The sequence below is a fragment of the Citrobacter sp. Cb080 genome (assembly GCF_030334745.1).
GTDB lineage: Bacteria > Pseudomonadota > Gammaproteobacteria > Enterobacterales > Enterobacteriaceae > Citrobacter > Citrobacter braakii.
Map to the genome: position 1 here is coordinate 1 of NZ_JAOWDG010000060.1, position 24,272 is coordinate 24,272.

Genomic DNA, 24,272 nt, shown 5'->3' on the forward strand with positions numbered 1-24,272 from the left:
TGATCTTGACCCTCCATCTCCGAACAGCTTTTGTATCTTAAGTTAACGATGTCCGCTGCCGCCGGTATTCCCTCGGGGAGTGATATCCCAGCGCGCTGTGCGGGTGGTTTTCATTGTAATGCGTGAACGCTACTGCAAGGTTTCGCAGTGCTGTTCTCACATCCGGTTTTGGCATGAACGCGATATAGTCTTCTTTCATCGTTTTCACGAACCGTTCGGCCATGCCATTACTCTGCGGGCTGCTCACCGCTGTTGTGCAGGGCTCCAGATTCAGCTCTCTCGCGAACCTCCGCGTTTCATACGCGGTATACGCTGAACCGTTATCCGTCAGCCACTGCACCGCTGTGTCGGGCAACCTGTCGCCGAAGCGCTTTTCCACCGACCTCAGCATCACATCCTGCACGGTCGAACTGTCATAGCCTCCCGTGCTTGCTGCCCAGTCTATGGCCTCACGGTCGCAGCAGTCCAGCGCGAACGTTACCCGCAGTTTTTCGCCGTTGTCGCAGCCGAACTCGAAGCCATCTGAACACCAGCGCATATCGCTTTCTGCCACCGCTATCTTGCCCTTATGTTCACGCTTCGGTCGCTCTGGTTTGTGATGCAACAACAACAGGTTATGCTCACGCATTATCCTGTAAAGCCGTTTGGCATTCACAGGTAGCTGTCCCTCTGTGCGACGTTGCTTGCGCAGGATGCCCCACACGCGTCGATAACCATAACTCGGCATATCGCTGATAATGTTGAGGATAGCCGACAGTATTTCTGCGTCTGCTTCTTCATTACGCCGGTTACAGCGCCTGTCCTGCCAGTCGGCAGAACGGTTAATCCGCAGTGACAGTTGCGCACGCGACACGCCCATGGTCCGGCAGACCATGGCTATTCCCCGTCCTTTGGCAACAAGGGCGCGTGCGCTATCCATTTTCGCGACTGACCGTACTCCACGGCTTCTTTCAGGATCTCAACTTCCATCGTCTTCTTGCCCAGAAGGCGCTGAAGCTCCCGGACCTGCTTCAGAGCAGCAGTAAGCTCAGAAGCAGGAACGACTTCCTCTCCAGCCGCAACGGCGGTGAGGCTGCCTTCCTGATATTGCTTCTTCCACTTAAACAGCAGGCTGGGCTGGATACCATGCAGGCGGGCGACATGGGAGACATTCATACCCGGCTCCATCGTCTGCTGGATAATGGCGATCTTCTCCTGAGGAGTTTTACGTTTACGGACTTCTTGCCCTAACAGGATCCCGGTCATCTCAAAATTGGCGTTAGTGTTAGACATATATTCAAGCCTATCTCTTATCTGGAGATACAGCTACTGTCCGGTGTTTCAGGGGGCTACATCACTATCTACAGTGAATGACTCCCCAGGCTGGCGATTCATTGCTTTAGTAAACGCATCTTCAGATACATCAATTGCACCATCGGGAATTGACAGATAATCAACACCGGATGGATAAAACAATCCGTTCACGAATTTATGAGTTATTGTTTTCATTTTTAATCCTTAGTAACCAATGGCCAGCCATGAGCATATTTCAGCAGACCCACTCGGTGCCCAGTTTTGAATCCGTATCTGCTGTGTACCAAGTGGTTTAACGTTCATTGATGCGTTAGAACCGTCCGCCCATCGGTTGCCAACTGCAAACAATATACTGTTGGGGAATGCGACATTAAGATTATATGCCGCCACACTATTTGGCGGTGTTGATGTTTGACCCCATTGAATCATAAAAGTCTGAGCACCACCTCCGGCACCGATAACGGGTAGATACACGTATCCATTTGCGAGCATAGACGCTCTGAAAAATGACATGTCTGGAATATTTGCAATATCTCCAGCGCCTACATTTCTTTGCGCCGCTGTTTTTAGACCAAGGTCTGAGAGAACGCCAGCAGCATCACTACGGCCAAGCAGCGTTCTGGCGAAAGCTGTCAGGTCTGTCATGGCTACTTTATCTTTGCCGGTGAAGTACGGCATTTTGTTGGCCGATGTGACAAGAGCTGCTATCGCAGTGAGCAGCGCACTGTTCGCAGTGGCATTCTGGCTGATAGCTTCTTCAATAGCGTGTTGAAGCTGATTAAAATCAGATTTATTCGGGTTAATACCGTAGGCACTGAGCAAATTTAAAAGCTCCGCCTGGATAATGTTGTACCAGTCAGCCCCCGGATAACTGGCAGGAGTACCGCCGCCACCCTCCGTATACCAGCGGGGTGCAGAACTCTGCACAGCACCGACTGGAGGCATGGCAGAAACGCCACTGTTATTGTCTAAATGGAACATGTTGGTATTCCTTTATTGGTAGATATAAATAAAGACCTGGTGAGCAGGTTTATATTTCTCAAGAAGGCACTCAAGAACGCCACCGGAGTAAACGACAAGCGGCGTCAGGCAATTATCGAGTACCGTTGCATTACGGCGTTCTATGCTGTTCTTCACAATAATATGGGACGTATAACGGCCGTAATTTTTCCGTAATCGAGTGAGGCAGTTATCCATGCAGGTGGCATAAGCACCATCACTAAAAGATTCAATATCAATATCGAATCCATATTTGGCAGCCAGTTCGATATAAAACTGACGGTTGAGACTACCAACCATCCTGTACTTCTCTGCAGCCGCCGTTCTGCGTTCATCAAATGTCTGCCCAGCGCTGGTACAGTCCGGCAATCCCAGCCACTTCTCCCAGTCATCCAGCAGTACTGTCGACTGGTCGGGGAAACGTTCAGGCAGCAAACGCTCAATCGACTCATCGTCCTGCTCCGGGCCATCAGCCAGCGCACCAGCAAGCATGCTTAGCTCCGAACCGGGCTCTTTATTCCAGGCCAGCCCTGTAGGAAGTAGTTGCAGGAAGATTCGCTGAAATCGGGTCATGACCATGTGATCGTTCCTGGCACCAGTAGTTCATCTGCAGCCGAGTAAGTTGGTGACGTGGGTGAAATTAGCTCAAAGTCAGTCAGGCTCTGACTGGCAGCTATCACACGAACGATACTGGATGTTGTCAGCGTACTTCCGGGATCGCATTTGTTATAAAACAGCGACACCAGCCCATCCGTTATTTCACCCTTCAGAACATCCGTTTTAGGTGATATTTTAATAGTCATATCCAGCGGCTTTAATTTCGGTGCAAATACTGCCACCTCCGGCCCTTCTGGTTGTCCCTCAATAACGCCGGTAATCGGATTCGGATGCCCTGCAATATAATCCGTCACCCTGGCAATATCTGAATCACCCGGAATAATGCTGCTGTTACCATCCATCACAAACGCGACTCCGACCGTTCCCGGCCCCTGCCAGGTCGGCAGACACCATGCACGAGTTACACCAGCACATTCCCGCGCCCAGCGCTCATAGTCGTATTTATTACCGCCGCATGGCGGATGCTGAGCGCGAAACTCAAGCCGCGCCAGTAGTTCAGAGACCGGCTCAATATCACTACCGCCAGTCAGCCCGTTCGTGGCCACGGCATCTGAAGAAATCCCCGCGACAGGCGTGACCAGCGTCAATGCAGTACCCGCAGGAGCATTGCCGGCAGTCCCTGACACTACCGCCGTCACAGGGACATTGACGGTCCCGGCCGCTGCGACATCAAAATCAGCTTCAAGCGCATAAAGGATGTTGCCGGCACGCTGCCAGCGGGTATTTTTTGGAATAGTGCCGGCAGCGCTGGCCGTGACCGTAATCGGGTCGCTTGCCGGCGTCGGCTGCTTGCGGCGAATACCCCAGAACTGGCAATGTTTGAGCAATTCAGCTTCATCCGCATCACCGGGGATAATCTGGCGATATGCCCAGGAAATATGCTCATGCAGACCTGCATCGAGACCAGCCTGCGCACGCGCCAGCACGCCCAGGACTTTTTCCTTATTTCCTGTCGCGGAACCTTTTAAACGCTGCTGAATATTACCTTCAGCACGCGCGATTAATTCAGGCAACGTAGGCGATTTATAAGGCATGTTAAATTCCGTTATATTGCGATTTAAAGGAATAAGGACTGACAGAGCCATCCGGCAGCGTGAATTCAATATCCAGCTGCAACCAGCCGCTTTCCGGCTGGCTGGCGTAAACGGCTATCTTTTTCACGCGGCCGGCTTCTTTAAGCCATACCAGCGCCTCAAGCGCATATTCAGCAGCGCGGGTGAGCACTGAATTGAGTGTCTTTTCACGGGAAAGCAGCCACAGTCTTGAGCCAATAGGACGGTCACGGAAGGTATCTGCCCACCACCCACGACGGTCAGTGTTATCGCCGGGAATATCATCTGAATCCAGCGCACGACGATCCGTATGCAGAGAAATGATGACGTCATTAGTCAGACTGTCGTCGGTCAGCATGTCCTCGCCGTTCTGCGCAATATCACCCCGGCCATTAATCCAGACGAATGCCAGGTCAGTCATTGCATCTCCTTAGTTAATGGGCCGTCATGTTCTTCATGTACGTGGTCTTTGGTGGACTTACCATCAACGATGATATCTGGCGCAGTGGCTTCACCCTGAAGCTCCGTTTTACCTTTAACCTGAAGATTTTTATCTACCTCAAGGTCACCGGTAAACCGGGCTTTTGGCATGTCGAACAACCCACGTTCATCAGCGTACACCTCAACCGTTTTGCAGGTCACAATGGCCCGGCCGTCTTTGGTTAAGCGGATGCGGTGCCCCTCGTAGTGATAAAGACCGCTATCGCCCGCGACCAGACCGACAGGACGATAACGACGGTCATCAACCACCAGAGCTACGGCGGAATCAGTATCGCCGCCAAGACTCACCATAATGGCTTCAGAGCCAGCCAGCGGGACGCTAATCTGACCGTACTGCAGAGGGCGCTCGACGTCATCCAGTGGACCATCATCAAGGCTCGTCACCTGCAGGTTCTGCATCTTCAGGCTGTCATTGACCAGCGTTACCACGGCGCGGCCAATCATCAGCCGCAGCCGGCGCATGACGGGAGCAATCAGACGCTGAAATGCCTGTTCACTCATGGGCGCTTCTCCGGGTGCTTGCGGTAATACTCTTCAGCCAGCGCATCCACGCCGCTCTTATCTTCGCTTTTACGGGATTTTTTCGTTTTACTGTCCGGCTCAATTGGTACCAGCCAGCCATCGCGCGGGGTAAGCGTCAGCGTGGTCATGATGCCGGTGCGATCATCCAGCGCCAGTACGACTTTGCTGACCAGAAGCGGTCCCGTAGTGATACTGAAGCGGGATGCATCGATATCGACCAGCAGGTTAGGCATCCACAGCGAACCATCGCGGCGCAGCCAGCCGTCTACTTTCGCCTCGAAGGTGCGTGATTTAGCCAGGCGACGACGCATTTCACGTGTCGCGCGGCCGCTGGCACCTTTGGAATCCGTTTTGCTGTCAGCAAGGATGATCGTCGGGCGGTAGCGCGTGATATCGGAGTCTTTCACCTCAGCTTTCTGACTGGCGATGTTTTTTGCGCTCTGGTCGTCACCGACTTTACCGCTGGCGCGGCCGTGGCCAGCGACAATGTAATCACTGAAGCGGTCACGATCGTCTTCTTCAAACTCCATCTCAATCAGGTTCTCACCGAGGATCAGCTTATCGGTCTGGGTTTCATCCGCGCGGGTGAAAACCAGCTCACCAGCGGCATTGCTGGTCATCAGCACACCACGGGCGCGGCTGGCACGCCCCAGCGCCTCATAGACGGTTTCTGAATAATCGAGTGTGAAGGACGGGAACGGCGCTGAGGATTCACTGTCGGTCAGTTCCCAGCGGACGGTCACCTTATACGGGCCGCACAGGTCACGCGCAATCTGCTCAAGCGTGCGCCCCTTCCACTGGCGGCCCTGATAGATAGCCGCGCAGTCAATCAGGTCAGCAGTTTTATCCCGGCCGGAGATGGTGATGGACATAGAGTCGGCCGTCATGTTGCGACGACGGCCATCGAGATAACCGGTAATGACCGTCTGGCCATTAATGGTGAGGGTAAAAGGCTGACCCGGAGAAAGTGATGATAAATCGGTTTCTGGCTGAACGTTGACACCGAGTTCGAAATAGCCGGAGAGTGATTCGATGGAGCGGTTAATATTGATGGTCGTCCACCCGGCGAAAATCTTTCCTGCGGTGCGTAATTCGACGTCAGCCATCAAGGATCTCCAGAGAAACGCCCCCTGGCATCAGGAGCGGATTGGGTACACTGTTTCGGCGACCAAAACGCTGCCAGTAAAGGCTGTCACCAGTTTCGCGATACAGGGCAACCAGTGCCGGCTCCGTCTGATTTAGGGTGACGTTGCGTACATTCGCCAGATGAATACCGCGAGTACGCAAATCGTTAATCACCACAAGACGAAACGTGGCCAGTTCAAGGCTGCTGGCCGTAAATCCGGCATCAGAAGCAGCAATGGTGCTGTCATCCAGCATCTGGCCCAGTTCACTGGTAACCCGTTCGATATCAGCCTGGCTTTCAAAGAGTGGAAACGATGCCGGACTGTTCTCTGAGGCTACAGAAGTTGAATCGCTCCGGGTGATTCCGGCGGCTGAGTCCTGCTGAGTTGCTGAAGGTGTGGAGACAGAGCTGACTGGCGTCGTGGTCGTCAGTTCTGGAGTGCGGGAGAGTCCATCATCAGTGGCCAGTGCATCAGTCAGAACGGCAGATGCCGCTTCAGCCTGGCTGGTCTGTGTGGCGACGGTCGCAACATAATACAGTGTATTAATGTTGGACGCAGCGGCCTGATCAAGATGGGCGGTAGTCGTGCCGGACTGCCGGCGCTTCAGATTCACCCCCAGACGCTCCCACGCCTGGAATGCTGAACCGGAATCGGTCACATCAGACAGCCCGGAGAATGCCCCCAGAAGGTTCGCGGCCAGTAGTGCTGGCGCATTGACCATCGCTGTCGCCGAGCCTTTTACCTTCGTGATCGCCGAAAGCAGACCATTAACGCTACCCATCACGCCAGCGTTTTCAATCACACCGGAGATATCTTCAAACACACCGCTAATAGCATCGGCCACAGCAGCTGCGCCATCAGTTGCTTCCTGAACGGTTTGCCACGCCTCACTCATCGTATCGCCTAGAGAGCCAAACAGACTGTCTTTTTTCGCGCTGACAGCTGCTGCCGTATCTGCAGACGGCTCAGGCGCATTGTCCTCGGCTGCCGGATAGACGGTGATCGTAAATTCGTAATAATTCAGGTCATCGGCAGAATGCCTGCACTCCCATGTTTCGACCAGAACCTGCAACGTGCCAAACTCAGGATGACTGAGTTCACCTGCGCCAGCGGCATCGAGCGCCTCAATCAGGTTGTCTTTCTGGTTTTCAACGTCTTTCCCCAGCAAGCAGGCAGTGAAAGAGAACTCATGCAGTTTTCGCCCAAGATCAATCGCGCCACCCTTATCACGCAGCGGGTACTCACGTTTCACGATTCGACGTCCACCTGTCTGGCGTTGCTCACGATAAATCAGGAATGGCACGTTACGGAACGAACCCGCACCGTCTGCGCTTTTGTTTTTAAGCCCCATCGAATCACGGGCGCTGTTAATGCTGGCTACAGTGCTTTCAAACATGGTTTATCCCGTTAATAAGGGTAAAGGTTCTGACCAGTCCAGACGTTCATGCCCATGCCGTCTTCCTGAATATTGGTGCTGGTGATCTGCAGGCCGTCAGCCAGCTGGATTTTCAGCTGTGCCTGAGCACTGACTTTCTGTTCTGGTGGCGGGGTCTGCTGCTGGCCGCTGCTGTCGTTCCCGGCAAATTTCTCGTAAACATTCCCCAGCCATCCGCCCAGATAATCCCCAAGAACACCACCGAGAGTGGCACCGACAACAGTACCCGCCGGGCCGAGCAACGAGCCCAGTGCGCCGCCACCCCATGCGCCGGCTGTGCTGCCCATAGCAGAGCCTTTATCTTCAGCCGTCGCGTTTTCATCCATCAACGTTGGCACCATCATTGCGCCAGCCATCAACGGCCCACCAAAGCGGGAGAACATACGGCCTGCGCCGCGCCCAAGCCAGCCCAGCGCACTGGCACCTTTTGCAGCCACACGACCAATGGCACTGTTGGCCACCCAGCTACCAGCACCTTTGATGGCTGAGCCTGCGCCGGCAAGCATCGAGCCAGCGCCGCTGAAGATGCGGGAAAACAGCCCCGCTTTTGCGGCAGGAGCTGCTGCAGGTGATGGAACAACCGGGACACTGGTGCCACGACCACGTCCCGGCCCACGCTTGCGTTTACCATTACCCGCATAGACGTCGCCACCACCGCCGAACGACGCTGGCCAGTTGGTGACAAAGACCTGCTGGATGAGCTGCGGATTGCTCATGATAGGTGGCATACCCGGCCCGCCCGCACCTGGCTGGTTTCGGCCGCGCATCCACCGATAGGCACGGTATGGTGAGGTAGCAACCTGCCAGGTTGGACGAACGATAGCGCCGCCCATCCGTAGCGCCTTGTTCGCCAGCCAGATACCACCAATAACCTTGGCCATCGTTTTCAGGCTGACAATATTGTCATCCACCCAACTGAGGGCATCTTTACCCATTTTCAGGTAACGCCAGGTCTCCTGAGCGGCGCTGCTGATCGTATCAAAAGCCGTCTGGAAATTAGCGGCTAACTCATCGGTTAGCTGGTCAACACCACTTACACCGTTTGCTCCAGGTTTACTCAGTTGGCCATACCAGTCGAGCACACCTTTAACACGGCCTTTAAGTATGTCGAAAGGCCCTTTATTCATCAGTTTATCGGCGAAGTCTTCCCACACATCGCCCATCTGCGCGGTCAGCCCCGTCCAGCTGTTCATCGCTGTTTTCTGGGCCCCTTTCGATTCCTCACTTAAAGCCTGAAACAGTTGAATAATAGACTTCAGACCTAGATTGCCTTTTTCACCAGCCTTGCGGACTTCCTTGACATCTTTATTCCATTTATCTGCAAGAATCTGATAAACGTTGATACCGTAGCCTGTTAGCAAGTTGGCATCAGCTGCCGTAATCTGCTGGCGAGAAAACATCTGTTTGAGCTGGAGAGATGCCCCTTGCGCTGCATTTAAATCCCAGCCCTTGAGTGCCCCTTGGTCTTGCAGCATGGTGATAAAGTTAGTGGTCTCTTTATCCGACATACCGAACGATTTACTGCTGACCAGTTCCTGCATAACACCAGTCAGACCCCACGTGGAGTCTTTGGCGTTCTGAATGGCCCATTGCATCATTTCTGACGCATGCTGCTGGTTGCCTTTGTAGAGAGAGTTGAGCGCGATACGTTGGTTTTCTCGCGTGGACGCGATGCTGATGAATAGCTTATTGGCTGTGTAACCGAGGCCGGCTATCGTCGCACCGCCAGCAGTAAGCATGCCGAACGTGCGGGTTGCCGAGGAACCGAGGCGGTCAATGGAGTTTGAAACACTGGCGACGGAATTGCGCAGACCGTTCATCGCCGTCTGGCTGCTGCGAGCCATTGAGGAGATGTTCCCGGAGAACTGGCGGGAACGCTGGGCAATATTGCCCATTAAATCAATAATGATTGAGGCGCGAAATTGCCCAGCCATGATAATTACCTTTTAAAGAGGGTTTCAGCCTGCTTGCAGTGCCGGAAAAGGCGGGATAGCGGAAGAGAAAGGGCCCATTCCGGGCCCCCTTTAAGCATGACGCCGACCGCTATAGCCGCCTGTTCAATCTCATTCCGACACTGCAGCCACTCGCCCCCGGTCAGGGGTCATCGCCGCGGCCTGAGCAACATCACGTAAATCGGTCGCCAGTGAGACTCGATGGAAATCACGCTGGGACATTTTTTTAAGCAGAATCAGAGACAATGGCCCCTTAATAGCGCCGACAGTTGCAATCTGCCGGCGCAGCATTTCCAGCCCCATCTGAGAAGGTGAACTCACCAGTTGTGGACCCGCTTTGGTCTCCACAACTCGCTCAGAGGCCATCTGTGCATCAATAATGTCGCCGGCCATCAGCTCGCGGAAGGTGATGTCATATTGCATTTCCACCTCTTCACCCACGCCATAGGGGATGCCATCGAGCAGACGGAAAGTTCCATTTTTCAGGGCATCAAGGATTTCCTGCTGGAACTCAAAAGCTTCCAGCTCAGGGTCTTTAATCTCGGTCATGGACATGGTGACTCCTTACGCGATACGTTTGCTGGTTTTAGCGGCGAGTTTGATGGTGATTTCACCGTCGCTGTTTTGTGGTTCGTCGGTCTGCCAGGCATTTGGCATCATCCAGGTTTCCCCGGTATCGGCTTTAAACTCGGCGGTCACATCCGTCCAGTTGATGACTTCATCCAGACCAATACCGCTGCCACCAGGGATTTTGCATTCCAGTGTGGCTTCACGCGGCGTCGATTTATAGCCATAGACACGACTGCCTTTAACGGTTTCCCGAGTGTCACCCGCAGGGGTGAAGGTACAGCCCGCCAGCGTTTCAAGCTCAAGGCCGTTGACGCGGATAAAGGCGACGCCCTGACGTTGATTTCCTGCCATGTTCCCCCCTTAGAGGATGAAGCGGATCTGTTCCGCGAAGATGCGGAACTGGTTAATGAGGTTCGGCCCGGCCAGCACATCAACACGGTCACGATCACTTTTGTTGCGCACCACATAAAGCTCGTCTTTAAAGGTGGTGAAGTCTTCCACCAGACCGGCTTCCTCCCACTCGGTAAACAGCGCCAGCAGCTCCGTTTTGATAATCGATGGGGTTACAACCGGTTGACCCGGCGCGAAGTTCGTACCGTCGTCAGCGAGCTTATGACGCGGGAATTTCTGCGTAATACGCACGCGGGTCGAATAACGCAGATAGCTCAGTGTCGCGATGGTCTCAACGTTCAGATATGACGGGTCCGGGTCGCCGTAGCTGTTGGTTCGATACGTCGTGATCAACCGCTCAATCTGCACCTGGCCGCCATCGTTCACGGTGAAGGTACTGATGCCATCGAATAACAACCCGTTGCGCTCAGGCCAGGTGAAGAGGTCTGTCTGTACCGGCGGCATCAGGTTACTGACGACCAGCGTCTGCAACGGTCGGGCCGGGTCGATGCTCAGTGACGCCGCCGCAACGGCCGCAATACTGGTGCACCATACATACTGAGGCTGTGGTGTCGCCGGCGCACCCAGACAGCACAGCAGGTGATCGTTGCGGGACTGGCCGAACGTGGTCAGGCTCCCCATAGGGCCGTGATAGCTGGTAAATGCAATACCGTCAGCCTGGTTGATTGGCCCCCAGCGCTCCACCAGTTCGGTACGCAGCAGGTTCAGGTTGGCCGGGTCGGTATACGGCATGACCAGGTATTTAAACTGTAAATCGCCCATCGCGGCGATAGAGGCCGACAGGTCCGGGTTGCTGTTGGTATCAGCTGGATAGGTCACCGTGGCCACAATGCCACCAGGTGTCATTTCCTGATCGTAATAGTTGAAGCGCGTATCCGTCGGGCAGGAGCGGCCGAGAAACTTAGCCGATAACTTCACATCGGCATGGGTCGGGTCGGCGTTCGCGCCGCCGCTATCAGGTACAACGGTCGCTGTCACCGGCAGATCGTATTTTGCATTAATCAGGTCAGCCAGACTCTGCGCGATATCCGCGCCTTTATCGCCGGTCTTAACGGTGGCAGGAATGCGAACACCAGCAATATAAGTCACCAGCGTGCCGTTCTCCGTTGCTGTACCGCTCAGCTTAATAGTGGCGGCATCAGCAACACCCGTGCCATCGCCCTGGGCGATGCAGTACAGTTCAGCAACGCGGTTGAGCTTCAGGAACTCGGTTGCCATCAGGTGGATCATCGACCCCTGACCAAACGCTGCAGACGCCTGAGACGGGGAGTAAATACGTGTCAACGTATTCGCCGGCACTGACCCCACCGGCTTCTGATTAACGTCAGAAGCTCGCTGGCCGAACATCAGAACACGCTGACGAGGTGCAGGCGTGCCGGAAACGGCGTTGCTGTTGTTGAACTCGATATACGCCAGAGGAACGCGAATCGCGCCGCCTGCTGGAATCGAATCAAAAGAGATATCGCTCATTTCGCACCTTTCTTAGTGGCTTCTACCGGGAGCACGTCGCCATCTTTGAGGCGGCGCAGCCAGAAACTGGTTTGCGGCTTGGTCTCACCGTCTGCGGCCAGCAGTTTCATGGTCTGCGGGTCGCGAACTGTGCGGCCGGGAGCCGGCTTAATCTTCAGCACATCAGTCATGGTTGTTTCTCGTTTACGTTGATATGCGCCTCAAAAGGCGGTGTGCCGTCTGGTTGTTTCCACGTCTGCCAGTGGCGTTCGTAGTCATCCAGAGAGCTGAGATCAATGCTGGTATCGATGGGCGTGGTCCCGCTGAAATAAAGGCCGTAAAGCGCACAACCTGCGCCCCCTTGCGCATCGGTGTAGAGGTTTTGTCCTTTGGTCAGCTTCATGCCGGTGGTGGAGCCGAATGTCTTCCAGTTAATCCCCGCCACCAGGCGCTCAACAATCTGGTAGATACCCAGCCGGTCACCTTCACGACCGTTGAGCATGCTGGCGCATACGTAGAGGACCCAATGGCTTTCAACCTCACGAGAGGTTCGTCCGGGACCACAGCCCAGCCAGGCGATATAGACCGCTGGCTCACTGAGCAGCATGCGCTTGATAGCCACATCATCCCAGGTGCCCGGATGCGTATCGACATCGCGCAAGGTGTTGCCGAAAAGTCCTTTAACAGCCTCAAGCAGCGCGGTTTCGGTATCGCCAATCATCAGATAAAACCCTGCTGTTTACGCGAGAAAACAGGCGCATCAGAAACCACCTGAGCAAGATTCTCACCATCTGGGGCACTGCCGGCAGTGTCGGTGCCAAGCGGAATCTTTCCGTCCCGGACGCCTTCCAGCCAGCGGATGGCGTCCTTATAGCGCTGTGTTGATTGTTCAGTCGCTCGCGTGTCCTGCAGGAAGTACCAGGCAATGACGCAGCAGACCTGCGGCAAGGTCGCCGGAGCCACCGTCAGCGGTAATGTGTAGCGGGCGACAATGTAGCTATCCATCATCGCAGTCGCGTCAGCCAGCGCTGCATCAATGATGACGTCATCCGGCTGGTTATTATCCGTCCGTGTTTTGGTCAGTAGATCCAGATTGCGGCGCTGATACCGGGACGCCATTTCCGCGACAGTGGCATAAGTCATTACGCGTCCTCACCCTGTGAGGCCAGCGCCGCATTGAGCTGCTCACTGGAGATGATTTCCCCCAGAGCGGTAGACACAGCAGCCACGCGCGGTTTTCCCGCAGAGGTGAAATGCTCAGCGTTAGACTTGTCCAGACCCGCGACGGCCAGAATGATGCGCTCGTTCAACGGTGGCTCATTCAGTTCTTCAGTTTTCAGCTCACTGCCCAGGCCCACGTTGTCCACGGTCCCTGGCTCTTCCGCGTCCGGTGCTGGCGAGCCAGATACGATTTTGAGGACGCTGTCGCCTTCGAGAATACGCACTTGCGCTTCAGTGACGCCCACCACGCGATTCTCGCCACGGGTGAACGGGATGCCGGCGCGGCGGTATACGTCCCGGTAACATTTGACAACCAGGTCGAAAAGCTGATTGCCAGCTGTTTCGCGAGCCGGTGAATTGCCATCAATGCCTTGCTTAAGTTCTTCTGACATGACATGGGTTCTCCCTTTGAATCCACGTTAAACGGCAGGTTAAAGGCGGATTAACCGCCTTTAACATCGGTTTAAGACTGCAGGTAACTTACAGGTAGTCAGCGACCACCAGTTCCAGCTTGCCTTTCATTTCGTTACTGACGACGCCGTTGGTGCCGGCAATCAGTTCACGCTCCAGCAACTGGATGGCCGCTTTCTCATTGCCCGGAGTAACCACCAGGTGAGTAGGACGCAGCCCCAGTGGACGGCCACCATCGGCGTGGAATTTGCGCATGGTGGTCCAGCCGGTCCAGAGGTTGTCGAGCGTCAGATCGGCGTTCATGGCCATCGCCATCTGCCAGAAACCAAAGCCCACCGCACGACGACAGCTGACACCAAACAGGAATTCGTTGTCGGTAAAGACGTGTTCGTCAGTGATGGCTGTTTTTGCAACCAGTTCAGCCTTGCGGCGGTCCTGGAAGATCAGCGGCTTGATAGCACGGGAGCAGTCCAGCAGATACCAGCTATCACCCGTCCAGTCAGCGGCCTGTTGGAAGACGTTCGCAACAGACGTCGCCGTCCCGGTGCCATCCACTTTCGAATAGACCGGATGGTCGGTATCGAAGAAGTTCTGACCGTCATAACATGCCTGGTTAAAGCCATCTTTCAGTAGGCCAAACACCAGCTCGTCAGGCTGTACAGCCGCAGAACGGCCCAGCTCAGAGAACATCGGGCTGTAAACGCCAAGGTTGTCATCTTCGAAATCATCACGACTGATGCCGACGGTGCCTTCATAGGTTCTGTTGGCCACGGTGTAAGCGCTGGCCGCCATCTGATTCACAACTCGCGCACCGACCCACTCACGCAGCTGCGGCGCGTTACCCAGCCAGCCATAGGTATTGGATTTGGACGATGACGGTACCGTCATGGCAATTTTCTGGTACTGGGATGGCGCACCATCCAGACCACCCTGAAAATCCTTACGGAATGAGGTCATCAGGGCCTTAATGGAGCTCGGGGTAACGATCATTTATCGCCTTCCTCTTTGAGTTTCTGGTATTCGGCTTCAGACATGCCGAGTGCTTTTGCTGCTGATTTTTCATCGGCAGACAGCGCCGTAAGACCTTCGCGGCGGGTATCAGGGATACTGGTCGTCGTAGTCTGTAGTGCAGTCAGCGCCGCAATAGGCTGCTTGGCATCGAGCTGAGCAGAGAGTGCGACAACCCCAACCTGAGCGCCAACCTGCTCAAAGTAAGCCCGCTCGGATTTGAAGATACGGCCTTCGGTTTCCGCCTTATCCAGAACAGCGCTAAGGGAAACCGTGGAGTGTTTACCAGTGACCTCTGCCAGCTCCTGGCGAATGGCGTTATAGGTTTCCACCGGTACCCATTTGGTGAGGTCTGGCGTGCCGGATTCGGCTTTTGCCGTAACCAGTTCAGCACTGAGTGCAGTCACACGGGTGTTCAGTTCATCGTGCTTATCTGCCTTGCCCTTGAGCGCATCAAAAGCTGACAGTGCGGCTGTGGCCTGCTCATCGGTCACGGCAGCATTCTCAGCCAGCGTGATACCGAGTCGCGCCAGCAGCTGACGCAGGTTTTCATTCATGGGACGTCCCTCATGTGGGTGGTTAGTGAGTTCATCAAAGGAAGCAGCAAGCGCCGCTAGCTTTTGCATGCCAGTCGCGCCAGGATCATTGGTCAGCGCCACCATGCGCAGCACGGTTGGTGCACCAGTAACAAGGTCGTAAGGAAAAACAGCCGAAAGGAAGCCGAATTCTTCGTTGGCCAGATAGGTCAGCGCCGCAGGTGTCCAGCGAGGCTTAACAAAAAGCCCACGGCCTTCACGCCACTGCATTTCATCGGCGTTAAACCAGCCGGCCGCTTTCAGTTCATCAGGCGAAAGCCCTTCAGACTTGCGCAGCTGGTTATGCTCGTAATCAATCAGCACGTCCTGGCCAAGAGCCCGGACGCCATCAATCAGACGTGCAGCGATGGCAGCATCCATATACCAGCCATCAGCAACATCGAACGGCCGACCATCACGGGCACGAAAACGCCCGGCGGGAAGCAACTGGCACCAGCCGTCATCACCGACGGTGGCCGCAAGAATGGCGATACCAAAAGAGGAAGGTTTTGTTTTCATGGCCTGCTCGTTGCTGAGAAACTCAGGCCATTTTTACGCGGGGAAGAAAATGCAGGTGATTCCGGTATCTGACTGAAAACAACGAACCGGATAGAAAGCGAAGCGGGAGAACGGACGCAACCCCATTTAAAACACGTTTAAATCTCTCTGTACGCGTTTAAAAGATTTTATAAGCGTCAACGTATAGCAAACATCATACTATGGCCTGAGAGCAGCCTGAGCACGTTTTTCGATAGCAGCGTAAATCTCTTTGCGACCGACCTTATCAAGCCCCATATATGGACGAGCTCTCAGGACAGTATATCGCGCCTTTCCGCCCCACTGGTGAATCGCAGCATAAATCATCGGCGAACCAATCAGCGCCCAGTCCGGGCCATAGTCCGTGGTGATGCTCCTGGCCAGATCGCCATTCAGGGTCAGGATAGTACCAGGAACATAATTATGTTTCTCACGCCACGCAAGATAAGGATCGCTCCAGCTGGCCCAGTGCTCACCGGTGACCGGGTCCGCCTGCTGTTCAAAGGCGTTCTCCGTTGAGGAAAGCAGTGCAGCAGCAGCGGCACGAGGAATGGCCCCATCATTGGCCATTGCGCCCAGGCTGATGAACGCCGTCTGGATCCTGTTGATATCGAGCACAACCGCTAAATCAATACTCATGGTGCCTCCTCCAGCCCCAGACGGCCCTCAATCACTTCAAGCGAGCCAGCGTTCACCGCTGATTGCAGGCTGCTCAGGCTTGCCCGTGACAGGCTGACGACCTGGTCAAGCAGGTCTCCACCGTTCTTCACTGCGGGCTCTGTGCGGATAACTATCTGCTGTCCGGCATCATCTGCAGGCGTTACATACATAAGCACATTCCTGGCGCTATCCCACAACACCGCCTGAGGCTGAGCCATCAGCGCCGGCAATTGTTGTACATCGGCATCACTGAGCTTTGTGTCTGCAGCTGAAACCGCATCAGACAAACCTTTTTCGCTGATCGCCAATAACCGGGCTGGTTCAGCACCGACTCGCGCTCTGACCACGGCGGCAACGGATTCAGACATGAAACCCAGCGTCTGAATGGCATCACCGGCGCGGCCACTGGTGAGGGTACGTTTTGCCCACACTGAAAACGCCAGCTGGCGCTCGCGGCTGTTGTTGAGCGACTGAATAACCTGCTCACGCAGCTGCGGGTCGCGGGTCTCGATAACTTTACGGATAAGCGTCTGGTCAGTGCCGAACACCGCCGAACCTGGGTTATACGACCAGCCCACATCGGGCGTCATTTTCACGCGGCCGTTATCAAAGGTCGTGGATTCCGTCCTGAAGATTTCACCCGTGGTCTCATCAATGCCGGCGTCAACATCATGGGTGTGCACGAAAGATGCCCCATAACTGACTTTCAGCCCCAGCGCTTTCATACGTTCAGCAGACAACGCCCTGACGCGGCAGCGGCAATTCCAGCCATTCGGCGGGTAGTGCGTCTTCCAGAACGGGTCATCATAGCGAAAAACCAGCCCATTCAGCGCAGCATGCTCCGGGCGGGTTCGCCCGTCCATAACGGCCACATACTGCCAGAACGGGTAATCCTCAACGTTATTCATCATCTGCGCATAACGGCCGCTGTTATAAGCCGTGCGCATATTGACGTTGTAAATGGTCGCAAGACGGCGCGGGCTGCCCAGTTCGATTTCCTTAGCATTACCCTCGGTATCGACAACAATCTGCTTTCCCCACCATCCCAGCTTCTGCAGGCGCGGTGCCAGCGTCCGGGTAAACTCCTGACGTGTGATGCCGTCGTGGACAGCGCGATCAACCTCGTCACGAAGGGTGTTCAGCACATCAAGCCGCACCGCTTTAGCGACGGTAAACGCACGGGCATGCGCGTCCGTCAGTTGCTCATACCAGTTCCAGGTGACGTTATGGCCCTTGGCTCTGAAGTAAGAGACCGCCTCTTTTGGGGGTAACCGGGCGGCGTATGCCAAATCAACTGCTTGTGCCATCGATACGCCCCCACAGGTCAGCGACAAAGATAGCGCGGGTCAGGAGGTCGATAAGCGCTGCATCATCCAGTTCGGGATAGAGCGTCGCCGCATCCTGCATCGCCGATTCAGGGCCGTTTTTAATAATGCTGGCAATAACGGGCTTTAAAAGCGGATCAATGGCCTGTTTAAACGCATCCGGCGTCACCGCCGCGCCCATATCGTCAATATCATCAGTCTGCTTCAGGTCTGTCGCACTCAGACTGGCCTGACCGTTTACCGCTGGCAGACCTTCAGCCACTGGCGCGGCACGGAATACCTGCTCGTCACCGTTAGGCTGCGGGATATTCAGTTTTTCCTGAATCCAGGACACTGGCACCGGCATACCTGCCGCCAGTTTCGGAATGGCCTCCGCAAACATAGAGAGGTCTTCGTATTCCCCGGAATCAAACACAATACCCGGCAAACGGCACGGGTCGAGGGTGGTTCGGCTGTTGACTGCCAGTAACGGATAAATCAGGTCACGGTTGACAGAGCGACGCAGTTGCCGCAGGTCGGCATTACGGATCTCTTTACGGACTTCGTTATGAACTTCACCCAGAGAACGAGCACCTTTGTCACCGGCTTCCGTGGTCAACGTTCCCCCCAGAATGGCTTTTGACATGGAGCGCTCAGCCCAGCCGATTTGCGCCTGGAACGGGTCTGCCTGACCATCGGCCGCACTCTGGAACTCCAGCGCCATACCCATCGGGATAATACCGCCAGCACGACGCCCGATATCCATGACCGCCTGCATCAGAGTGGATTTCTCTCGGGAGGTTGCCCCGGTTGGGTACTTGCCCACGCGCATCGGCAGACCGTAAATCTCCAGAAACTCAGCAAAATCACGCACCGAATAGTTTTTGAAGATAAACGGCCAGACCAGCGTTCGGACCAGCCCCAGCGTGCCGGCATATCCTGAGCGGGACTTTGCCTGATGGCGGAACCAGCCAAACGGCTGAAGTTCAACACCGTCGGCGCTGCCATCGCGCAGCCTGAGCTGATTCAGATTGCTTTCTGGCGTACAGAACAACGCAGGATCACGCCAGTGAAGCGCAACGGGTACGCGCTGCTTACCCAGCCAGCCCCATTCGATCTCCTGCATGCTGTAACCCTTAAGGATGGCGTCGCCGGCATCAAAAATGCCGTCCTCAAACCAGGCAGCGTCCTGCAACATCTCATCGAGCATTGCCGCATCTTTCTTTTCCTGCGGAGTGGCGTCTTTCGGTGGCTGAATGCTCCAGGGTAAAGACTGAATGGCCAGCCGGCGCTTTGACAGCTCGGAAAACAGATGCGTGTCCTTTTCTTCCATATCAAAGGCGAGGTCAGCCTGAGCCGTCAGGTCTCCGCGTTCGGCGTCACGCAGGACAATGGCGGCACGGTTTGGCGTGATACCACTGGACGGGTGCTCCTGGGTACGCTTTGCCATCATCACCAGTGATTCCTGCGCCGTCTGCAAATCAGGATCAAAATCGAAGGGATTGCCCGTTAAATCCAGAATACGGCCCATTACCAGCATCCTCTTTCAAATTCGTGGTAGTCATCATGGGTTTCATCATCGTGCGCATCTTCCCGGCGCTTACCGGGCAACGCCTGCACGCTGTCTTCGTCGATGACAAAACCATTCATATAAGAAGCGCGTACCGCCATCGCAAGCGCTACCGCAAAGTCACCGTGACGTTTGCCACCAGTGCCACTGGCATTGGCGTCTTTGGTTCTGCCCTTATCAATCTGGGGTACGCCGTTAACGACCTTGATATTGAGCAGGTCATCCAGCGTTGTCTGGTGACGGGCGATAACCAGGTTCTGCGCTTCAAATTCACCTTTTAGCTTTGGCATCCATTCCTGATACCAGGCTGCTGACAGGTGCACGCTGTCAATCATCTCCGGGCCATACACCAGACGCGCAGCTTCAGCCAGATACCCACCATTACCGGTGGCATCAAAAGCGGCGCCGATAAAGCGAGGTAAACGCGCCAGGATAAACAGCATTATCTGACGCTGCTGGTCATAGGTGACGTTCTTCAGCTCGACGCGGAAGCATTCACGCTTATACAGGTCGGCGGTGATTTCCAGCGGGACAAAAACGGTCAGGTCGCCATTACGGGCAAAGTCTTCACCGAAGGCGTGTTTATGCTGGATGTTGAGCGCAGCCAGCAATGGAGCCAGTTCTTTCTCGCACCACGCTGAAACTTCCGCTTCCCGCAGTTCTGGCGACCAGGATTCAAAATCGTCAGGAGCCTCAAAACGCAGGATCGGAATATCACGCTCCGGCGTCATCGCCGCTTCAATCAGTACGCGGGAAAGGTAAGCACCGCCGGACTTTTTCGGTACGCAGCCATATTCCTCGTCGGCGCTCTCTTTGTTCGGGGCATTGCGGTAAAGGTCGTCACGCCATTTTTTCTCTTTTTCGGCGGACCAGTCCTGCCCCGTGACGTAGCAGATACGGCGGTAAAGGCCATCACTGATGGCATCATCCAGGGTAATACGATGAATGGAATAATCTTTTCGCCCCTCTCGCGCGTCCTGAATGTACTGGTTAAACAGGTTATCAACGCCGTTATGCGTGGAGATAATCCGCACACGAGCGCCCCACATAGTCAGCGCGAACGCCGCTTTCAGCAGTTCATCAAGCGACTCATGGAAACCGGCTTCATCAATAACGACGTCCCCCTGTAACCCACGCAGGTTGGACGGCCGCGAGGACAGCGCCTGGATCTTAAAATTGCTGTTCGGAAAGCGAATCATGTACGACAGAATTTCTTCGTTCTTATCGCTGTCCCAGAAGGTCTGCTCATAGACGTCGGCTTTTGCCAGCTGATTGAAAGCACGGGCAAACAGCGCACAAGCGGCGATGTACTCCAGCGCCATCTCCTGCCGGGAGCCGACATAAAAGACATTGCGGCCACCGCGTTTACGTGGCTTTGCGGCCGTCATGACATTACGGCCAGCCTCTGCCCAGGTCAGACCGGTACGGCGGGATTTTTCAGCGATACAAATCTGACTGTCATCGCTGAACCACCGGGCCTGATAGGGAAGGAAAACGGCTTCGCTCGCCGGGTTCAGACTGCCGGCATCCGTCACAATATCCACGCCGAGTTTGCTGGCTTCTTCCTTCAGGTCAATCTGGCGCGGTTCGCTGAGTGGGGTGAGTCGTTTTGTAGTTGCGGTCATATCACGCTTTCCCCAGCAACACATTGCGAATACGCTGCTCAAGCTCTTCGCTCATCCCATCCGTACCGCGCAGTTCGTCACTGACAGCATTAGCCGCTTCTTCTGCAAAGGCCTGGCGAATTTCTTTTTCGCGCTTATGACTGGACATGGCTGTTGATTCCAGACGCTGGGCCGCCAGCATGGCATTTTTGAGCATGTCGATATCGACTTCGGCTTCTGGATCTTCAATCTGGCGCATCAATGCTTTAAAGAGCTGACTTCTGGCCATCTCCAGTATGAGCTTGGTCGTTTCACCCATCGGCTTATCGCCGAGCTGGCTGGTGAGCGCCTGTGTCATTTCCCGCATCTGACGCAGGTTCTGTCCCACCTGCTCGACACTGGTGGCATAACGGTTCAGGCCAGAACGGGAAAGCCGCATGTCTTCCGGTAGCCCAGCATCATCAATCAGCGCATTAATCTCTTCCAGGATCTGCGCCTGTGGAATGGCTTTATCCCTGAGCATGGCATGAAGCGTTTTTTTGACGTCTTCAGGCAGCAGATCAACTTTCGACGCGCGGCCGCGAGTGGGTTTTGTCGTTTCCATAGCTAACCTCAGCGGGCACGGGGCTTTTTAACACCGGATACGCGGGAACGACCTTCGGCGACATCCTGCCCCCGGCCAGTAATGGTGACGACATAAAAACCACGCAGGTTTTCAACCGTAACCAGCCCTTGCTCCTGCAGCCAGTCAATATGAGTACGAACGAGATCGCGTGAAATGTTGTGGCCGTAGGCATCAAGGCAGTCATTCAGAATGCTTTCGTTCGCTTCGTTGTTGCAGTCCATCAGGCTGCGAAGAATGACCAGCCTCTGGTCTTCAGTCAGAATATCGTTAATCATCATTTGCTCCGGTTCACCGCATTTTCCAGTAACAATTCAATCTGGTGGGTCATTGACTGCACGCGCTGGCCGATAACCTTCATATCTCCAGCAATCTCCGTCATACGCAGGCGCATTTCCTGCATATCTTCAACGCCAGGCATATTGGCGTATTTGGTTTCCATCTCGGTGAGGCGATTTTCCAGCTTTTCTACCCGTTCGGTACTGGCGAACGTGCGGCGCATAGCCCAGACAATCCCGCCAAAAGCTACTGGTAACAGATATGGCCACAGACCGATATATTCAAAAATGCCCACGTTTAACTCCCTGAATAACAACGCTGACACAACGTCTCATACTAGCCAGTCAGCTCAACAATCCCCAGCCTGCGACGACATAAGGCACAAATACGGTCAGGCTCAGGGCGCTGGATTTGTGGTCCAGGCCAGCTGCAACCTTGTTGCTGCCAAAGTTCCCGCAGAAACTCTTCAGCCTCCTGAAGCAGGTCGGCGTCCATAAATTTCAATCCTTTTTAAATCCTGCTGGCGGGCATCGTTCTTATCGCGATTGCACTGGCCAAGTGCTGTTAATAGCGTGGCATTCCAGACCACTGATGCACCGTATGTAAACGGCGCGGGGCGTACTGGCACAGGCGTTTCCGCCAGCAGTTCTGCATCAATAGGCAGCGGGGTCACCACCACCGGAACGGGCGCGGTTCTCGACCCGCTGCAACCACTCAACAGCAGCAGCAGGCACATCGTGCTTAGCGCATTCTTCTTTTTCAAGGATGAGGGTGATCTGGTTCTGAGCTTCATCGCGCAGCCTCTCGTCTTCGCGCCGTGCTGCGGCATTGGCCGCGCGGATGGCACTGAATATCTGGATGGTTTGCTCCTGGCCGTGTAGCAGCCATTCTGCTGTGTTTCTGGCTTGCGTCTGGGTCTGCAAGTCCCGGCGTAACTGGACGTTATCGCTGTGCGTTTTCTCAGCCTTTACCCAGACCGCACCCACGGTGACCAGGAGTGCAACCGCGCCGGCAGCGATAAGACGATCAGCGAAGGTCATCAACACCTCCGACTGACCAGATGGCCATCTCAACTTCACGGCGCGTCATCAGTCCTTTCCACGGTTTCCCGGCCGCAAATATCCAGCGACGCATCTGGTCGCGAGCACCTTCAAAATCACCGGCATTCAGTTTTTTGAGGAGGGTCGAACGGGAAAATGCCCCGGTGCCGGTATTGAAAATGAACGTCTCAAGTGCGGTGCGCTGATAATCGGTTAAAGGGACTTTTACCAGCCGTTTAATGGCTGCCCGAACGGGCTTTAAATCACTGTCCAGCAGGGCCATGCACTCTTTATAGGTGTAGGTGCGCATCTGGATATCAGCGCCAGTATGGCCAACGCATACGGTCAGGATGCCGGCAATGTCGCGGTACGGGGTATATTCGATCCCCTCGACGTGGATAAGGGTCTCGCGGGTCATTTCATGATAACCGCCACCGGCAATAGCAATCGCCAGCAATGACGCTTTCAGACTACGGGGTATTTGGGGCATCAGCTTATCCGGTGAGTGGATCTGCATCCGAGGATAAGAAAAAGCTGATTAGAGAGGTGATTCCGGTATCTGAGTACAACCCGCACTCTCGAGCGCAGTCGGTTGTTACAGATAATTAGTGCGGGAATAAATCCGGTTGGCGACGACGGGTATGAAGCTTGCGCTGACGGGCGATGATATCGTAAATCTGCGTCTGAGATAAACGATGCTCGCGGCGCAGGTCTTCAAGGTTGCGGCCATCGAAACGGGAGAAGATAAGATCGTCCCGTAACGCTGTCACAAGCTTGTCCCCGGATGGCAGATAATACTGACGTCCGCCCATATAGTGGGACATGGCCAGCGCCAGTTTACGCGCCAGCAAGCGGCTGTCTTCAGCAATTCCGAGGCGCTTCAATTCTGCCTCCATCACATCGACAAGTGCAACCAGCATTTGTGGCCATTGGTGCTCAAGCTCACCGACAGGGATATTGTCGATATGGTCAAGCAACTGGTGAATGGCCGGGTCGTGTTCAAAAAGCTCCGACTGTTGTGACATAAACCCTCCTCAAGGTAAGTGCACAGTCAGTATACAAAAAATCCCGCACGTTGGCGGGATTGTTGATGACATCAGCTGTCACGTTTGCATGGGTGAAGCTTGAAGAATTTTATATCGTCATGGGTAATGACTCCAACTTACTGATAGTGTTTTATGTTCAGATAATGCCCGATGACCTTGTCATGCAGCTCCACCGATTTTGAGAACGACAGTGACTTCCGTCCCAGCCTTGCCAGATGTTGTCTCAGATTCAGGTTATGTCGCTCAATGCGCTGAGTGTAACGCTTGCTGATTACGTGCAGCTTTCCCTTCAGGCGGGATTCATACAGCGGCCAGCCATCCGTCATCCATACCACGACCTCAAAGGCCGACAGCAGGCTCAGAAGACGCTCCAGTGTGGCCAGAGTGCGTTCACCGAAGACGTGCGCCACAACCGTCCTCCGTATCCTGTCATACGCGTAAAACAGCCAGCGCTGACGTGATTTAG

At 54.8% G+C, this 24,272-nt stretch carries 31 protein-coding genes and 1 pseudogene; all 32 read right to left on the minus strand.

Annotated elements, in window-relative coordinates; all coding sequences use genetic code 11:
* Positions 1-37: 37 nt before the first annotated feature.
* A protein-coding gene (locus tag OGV38_RS10255; protein ID WP_117086587.1) for an IS3 family transposase occupies positions 38-1,245 on the minus strand; the annotation gives its coding sequence in 2 pieces (ribosomal slippage) (positions 38-924 and positions 924-1,245; 1,209 coding nt in all).
* Between the two features lie 75 nt (positions 1,246-1,320).
* Positions 1,321-1,488 carry a hypothetical protein gene (locus OGV38_RS10260; protein WP_286473267.1) on the minus strand — a complete coding sequence of 56 codons (168 nt, stop codon included), beginning with the start codon at positions 1,486-1,488 and terminating at the stop codon, positions 1,321-1,323.
* A 9-nt stretch (positions 1,489-1,497) separates the two neighbouring features.
* Positions 1,498-2,274 (minus strand): gp53-like domain-containing protein, encoded by a 777-nt coding sequence (locus OGV38_RS10265; protein WP_286473268.1) that lies wholly within the window; start codon positions 2,272-2,274, stop codon positions 1,498-1,500.
* Positions 2,275-2,286: 12 nt separating this feature from the next.
* Positions 2,287-2,871, minus strand: coding sequence for a YmfQ family protein (locus OGV38_RS10270; protein ID WP_023293624.1), 585 nt, complete (start codon positions 2,869-2,871; stop codon positions 2,287-2,289).
* Entirely contained in the window at positions 2,862-3,944 is a 1,083-nt protein-coding gene (locus OGV38_RS10275) for a baseplate J/gp47 family protein (RefSeq protein ID WP_023293625.1), read from the minus strand. Before OGV38_RS10275 ends, OGV38_RS10270 begins: the two co-directional genes overlap by 10 nt.
* Before the next feature lies 1 nt (position 3,945).
* Positions 3,946-4,383: a phage GP46 family protein gene (locus OGV38_RS10280; RefSeq protein ID WP_023293626.1), complete on the minus strand. Its 438-nt coding sequence runs from the start codon at positions 4,381-4,383 to the stop codon at positions 3,946-3,948.
* A complete protein-coding gene (locus OGV38_RS10285) occupies positions 4,380-4,964 on the minus strand; it encodes a phage baseplate assembly protein V (RefSeq protein ID WP_023293627.1) in 585 nt (194 codons plus the stop codon). The genes OGV38_RS10280 and OGV38_RS10285 overlap by 4 nt, the downstream gene beginning before the upstream one ends.
* The gene (locus OGV38_RS10290; protein WP_123277547.1) at positions 4,961-6,094 is read right to left on the minus strand and encodes a phage baseplate assembly protein; all 1,134 of its coding nucleotides are present in this window, start codon (positions 6,092-6,094) and stop codon (positions 4,961-4,963) included. Before OGV38_RS10290 ends, OGV38_RS10285 begins: the two co-directional genes overlap by 4 nt.
* A complete protein-coding gene (locus OGV38_RS10295; RefSeq protein WP_023293629.1) occupies positions 6,084-7,508 on the minus strand; it encodes a DNA circularization protein in 1,425 nt (474 codons plus the stop codon). Before OGV38_RS10295 ends, OGV38_RS10290 begins: the two co-directional genes overlap by 11 nt.
* Before the next feature lie 11 nt (positions 7,509-7,519).
* Positions 7,520-9,481, minus strand: a complete 1,962-nt coding sequence (locus OGV38_RS10300) for a tape measure protein (RefSeq protein ID WP_023293630.1) — start codon at positions 9,479-9,481, stop codon at positions 7,520-7,522.
* 129 nt (positions 9,482-9,610) lie between these two features.
* Positions 9,611-10,054, minus strand: coding sequence for a phage tail assembly protein (locus tag OGV38_RS10305; protein ID WP_286473270.1), 444 nt, complete (start codon positions 10,052-10,054; stop codon positions 9,611-9,613).
* 9 nt (positions 10,055-10,063) lie between these two features.
* Entirely contained in the window at positions 10,064-10,420 is a 357-nt protein-coding gene (locus OGV38_RS10310) for a phage tail tube protein (RefSeq protein WP_023293632.1), read from the minus strand.
* A 9-nt stretch (positions 10,421-10,429) separates the two neighbouring features.
* On the minus strand, positions 10,430-11,950 hold the full coding sequence (locus OGV38_RS10315) for a phage tail sheath subtilisin-like domain-containing protein (RefSeq protein ID WP_023293633.1): 1,521 nt from the start codon (positions 11,948-11,950) through the stop codon (positions 10,430-10,432).
* Positions 11,947-12,111, minus strand: a complete 165-nt coding sequence (locus OGV38_RS10320) for a DUF2635 domain-containing protein (protein WP_410725617.1) — start codon at positions 12,109-12,111, stop codon at positions 11,947-11,949. Before OGV38_RS10320 ends, OGV38_RS10315 begins: the two co-directional genes overlap by 4 nt.
* A 5-nt stretch (positions 12,112-12,116) precedes the next feature.
* Positions 12,117-12,650 (minus strand): phage protein Gp37, encoded by a 534-nt coding sequence (locus OGV38_RS10325; RefSeq protein ID WP_023293635.1) that lies wholly within the window; start codon positions 12,648-12,650, stop codon positions 12,117-12,119.
* Positions 12,650-13,072 carry a gp436 family protein gene (locus OGV38_RS10330; protein WP_023293636.1) on the minus strand — a complete coding sequence of 141 codons (423 nt, stop codon included), beginning with the start codon at positions 13,070-13,072 and terminating at the stop codon, positions 12,650-12,652. Before OGV38_RS10330 ends, OGV38_RS10325 begins: the two co-directional genes overlap by 1 nt.
* Positions 13,072-13,542 (minus strand): HI1506-related protein, encoded by a 471-nt coding sequence (locus tag OGV38_RS10335; protein ID WP_023293637.1) that lies wholly within the window; start codon positions 13,540-13,542, stop codon positions 13,072-13,074. Before OGV38_RS10335 ends, OGV38_RS10330 begins: the two co-directional genes overlap by 1 nt.
* 88 nt (positions 13,543-13,630) lie before the next feature.
* Positions 13,631-14,551 carry a Mu-like prophage major head subunit gpT family protein gene (locus tag OGV38_RS10340; RefSeq protein ID WP_023293638.1) on the minus strand — a complete coding sequence of 307 codons (921 nt, stop codon included), beginning with the start codon at positions 14,549-14,551 and terminating at the stop codon, positions 13,631-13,633.
* Positions 14,548-15,663, minus strand: a complete 1,116-nt coding sequence (locus OGV38_RS10345) for a phage protease (protein ID WP_023293639.1) — start codon at positions 15,661-15,663, stop codon at positions 14,548-14,550. Before OGV38_RS10345 ends, OGV38_RS10340 begins: the two co-directional genes overlap by 4 nt.
* 198 nt (positions 15,664-15,861) lie before the next feature.
* Complete coding sequence (locus tag OGV38_RS10350) at positions 15,862-16,320, minus strand: phage virion morphogenesis protein (protein ID WP_023293640.1); 459 nt, start codon at positions 16,318-16,320, stop codon at positions 15,862-15,864.
* Positions 16,317-17,648 carry a phage minor head protein gene (locus OGV38_RS10355; RefSeq protein WP_286473273.1) on the minus strand — a complete coding sequence of 444 codons (1,332 nt, stop codon included), beginning with the start codon at positions 17,646-17,648 and terminating at the stop codon, positions 16,317-16,319. The genes OGV38_RS10350 and OGV38_RS10355 overlap by 4 nt, the downstream gene beginning before the upstream one ends.
* Entirely contained in the window at positions 17,632-19,176 is a 1,545-nt protein-coding gene (locus tag OGV38_RS10360; protein WP_023293642.1) for a DUF935 domain-containing protein, read from the minus strand. Before OGV38_RS10360 ends, OGV38_RS10355 begins: the two co-directional genes overlap by 17 nt.
* Complete coding sequence (locus tag OGV38_RS10365) at positions 19,176-20,840, minus strand: hypothetical protein (protein WP_023293643.1); 1,665 nt, start codon at positions 20,838-20,840, stop codon at positions 19,176-19,178. Before OGV38_RS10365 ends, OGV38_RS10360 begins: the two co-directional genes overlap by 1 nt.
* Before the next feature lies 1 nt (position 20,841).
* Positions 20,842-21,423 (minus strand): DUF3486 family protein, encoded by a 582-nt coding sequence (locus OGV38_RS10370; RefSeq protein ID WP_023293644.1) that lies wholly within the window; start codon positions 21,421-21,423, stop codon positions 20,842-20,844.
* An 8-nt stretch (positions 21,424-21,431) separates the two neighbouring features.
* A complete protein-coding gene (locus OGV38_RS10375; protein ID WP_023293645.1) occupies positions 21,432-21,719 on the minus strand; it encodes a VpaChn25_0724 family phage protein in 288 nt (95 codons plus the stop codon).
* Positions 21,719-22,015, minus strand: a complete 297-nt coding sequence (locus OGV38_RS10380; RefSeq protein ID WP_023293646.1) for a DUF2730 family protein — start codon at positions 22,013-22,015, stop codon at positions 21,719-21,721. Before OGV38_RS10380 ends, OGV38_RS10375 begins: the two co-directional genes overlap by 1 nt.
* Before the next feature lie 41 nt (positions 22,016-22,056).
* A complete protein-coding gene (locus tag OGV38_RS10385) occupies positions 22,057-22,215 on the minus strand; it encodes a hypothetical protein (protein WP_286473274.1) in 159 nt (52 codons plus the stop codon).
* Complete coding sequence (lysC, locus tag OGV38_RS25105; protein ID WP_071788873.1) at positions 22,187-22,456, minus strand: Rz1-like lysis system protein LysC; 270 nt, start codon at positions 22,454-22,456, stop codon at positions 22,187-22,189. The genes OGV38_RS10385 and lysC overlap by 29 nt, the downstream gene beginning before the upstream one ends.
* Positions 22,374-22,760, minus strand: coding sequence for a hypothetical protein (locus OGV38_RS10390; RefSeq protein WP_023293648.1), 387 nt, complete (start codon positions 22,758-22,760; stop codon positions 22,374-22,376). Before OGV38_RS10390 ends, lysC begins: the two co-directional genes overlap by 83 nt.
* Positions 22,747-23,250, minus strand: coding sequence for a lysozyme (locus OGV38_RS10395; protein WP_023293649.1), 504 nt, complete (start codon positions 23,248-23,250; stop codon positions 22,747-22,749). The genes OGV38_RS10390 and OGV38_RS10395 overlap by 14 nt, the downstream gene beginning before the upstream one ends.
* A 115-nt stretch (positions 23,251-23,365) precedes the next feature.
* Complete coding sequence (locus tag OGV38_RS10400; RefSeq protein WP_023293650.1) at positions 23,366-23,785, minus strand: Mor transcription activator family protein; 420 nt, start codon at positions 23,783-23,785, stop codon at positions 23,366-23,368.
* Positions 23,786-23,922: 137 nt separating this feature from the next.
* Positions 23,923-24,272, minus strand: a pseudogene (locus OGV38_RS10405) (IS1-like element IS1X2 family transposase); the annotation flags it as partial.

Coding starts and splice junctions, on each gene's coding strand:
- OGV38_RS10270 (WP_023293624.1), bottom strand. CDS start 2,871: ATGGTCATGACCCGATTTCAGCGAATCTTCCTGCAACTACTTCCTACA.
- OGV38_RS10340 (WP_023293638.1), bottom strand. CDS start 14,551: ATGATCGTTACCCCGAGCTCCATTAAGGCCCTGATGACCTCATTCCGT.
- OGV38_RS10275 (WP_023293625.1), bottom strand. CDS start 3,944: ATGCCTTATAAATCGCCTACGTTGCCTGAATTAATCGCGCGTGCTGAA.
- OGV38_RS10390 (WP_023293648.1), bottom strand. CDS start 22,760: ATGACCTTCGCTGATCGTCTTATCGCTGCCGGCGCGGTTGCACTCCTG.
- OGV38_RS10285 (WP_023293627.1), bottom strand. CDS start 4,964: ATGAGTGAACAGGCATTTCAGCGTCTGATTGCTCCCGTCATGCGCCGG.
- OGV38_RS10345 (WP_023293639.1), bottom strand. CDS start 15,663: ATGAAAACAAAACCTTCCTCTTTTGGTATCGCCATTCTTGCGGCCACC.
- OGV38_RS10295 (WP_023293629.1), bottom strand. CDS start 7,508: ATGTTTGAAAGCACTGTAGCCAGCATTAACAGCGCCCGTGATTCGATG.
- OGV38_RS10280 (WP_023293626.1), bottom strand. CDS start 4,383: ATGACTGACCTGGCATTCGTCTGGATTAATGGCCGGGGTGATATTGCG.
- OGV38_RS10355 (WP_286473273.1), bottom strand. CDS start 17,648: ATGGCACAAGCAGTTGATTTGGCATACGCCGCCCGGTTACCCCCAAAA.
- OGV38_RS10400 (WP_023293650.1), bottom strand. CDS start 23,785: ATGTCACAACAGTCGGAGCTTTTTGAACACGACCCGGCCATTCACCAG.
- OGV38_RS10375 (WP_023293645.1), bottom strand. CDS start 21,719: ATGATTAACGATATTCTGACTGAAGACCAGAGGCTGGTCATTCTTCGC.
- OGV38_RS10360 (WP_023293642.1), bottom strand. CDS start 19,176: ATGGGCCGTATTCTGGATTTAACGGGCAATCCCTTCGATTTTGATCCT.
- OGV38_RS10365 (WP_023293643.1), bottom strand. CDS start 20,840: ATGACCGCAACTACAAAACGACTCACCCCACTCAGCGAACCGCGCCAG.
- OGV38_RS10315 (WP_023293633.1), bottom strand. CDS start 11,950: ATGAGCGATATCTCTTTTGATTCGATTCCAGCAGGCGGCGCGATTCGC.
- OGV38_RS10300 (WP_023293630.1), bottom strand. CDS start 9,481: ATGGCTGGGCAATTTCGCGCCTCAATCATTATTGATTTAATGGGCAAT.
- lysC (WP_071788873.1), bottom strand. CDS start 22,456: ATGTGCCTGCTGCTGCTGTTGAGTGGTTGCAGCGGGTCGAGAACCGCG.
- OGV38_RS10265 (WP_286473268.1), bottom strand. CDS start 2,274: ATGTTCCATTTAGACAATAACAGTGGCGTTTCTGCCATGCCTCCAGTC.
- OGV38_RS10370 (WP_023293644.1), bottom strand. CDS start 21,423: ATGGAAACGACAAAACCCACTCGCGGCCGCGCGTCGAAAGTTGATCTG.
- OGV38_RS10335 (WP_023293637.1), bottom strand. CDS start 13,542: ATGTCAGAAGAACTTAAGCAAGGCATTGATGGCAATTCACCGGCTCGC.
- OGV38_RS10395 (WP_023293649.1), bottom strand. CDS start 23,250: ATGCCCCAAATACCCCGTAGTCTGAAAGCGTCATTGCTGGCGATTGCT.
- OGV38_RS10305 (WP_286473270.1), bottom strand. CDS start 10,054: ATGTCCATGACCGAGATTAAAGACCCTGAGCTGGAAGCTTTTGAGTTC.
- OGV38_RS10385 (WP_286473274.1), bottom strand. CDS start 22,215: ATGGACGCCGACCTGCTTCAGGAGGCTGAAGAGTTTCTGCGGGAACTT.
- OGV38_RS10310 (WP_023293632.1), bottom strand. CDS start 10,420: ATGGCAGGAAATCAACGTCAGGGCGTCGCCTTTATCCGCGTCAACGGC.
- OGV38_RS10350 (WP_023293640.1), bottom strand. CDS start 16,320: ATGAGTATTGATTTAGCGGTTGTGCTCGATATCAACAGGATCCAGACG.
- OGV38_RS10330 (WP_023293636.1), bottom strand. CDS start 13,072: ATGACTTATGCCACTGTCGCGGAAATGGCGTCCCGGTATCAGCGCCGC.
- OGV38_RS10325 (WP_023293635.1), bottom strand. CDS start 12,650: ATGATTGGCGATACCGAAACCGCGCTGCTTGAGGCTGTTAAAGGACTT.
- OGV38_RS10260 (WP_286473267.1), bottom strand. CDS start 1,488: ATGAAAACAATAACTCATAAATTCGTGAACGGATTGTTTTATCCATCC.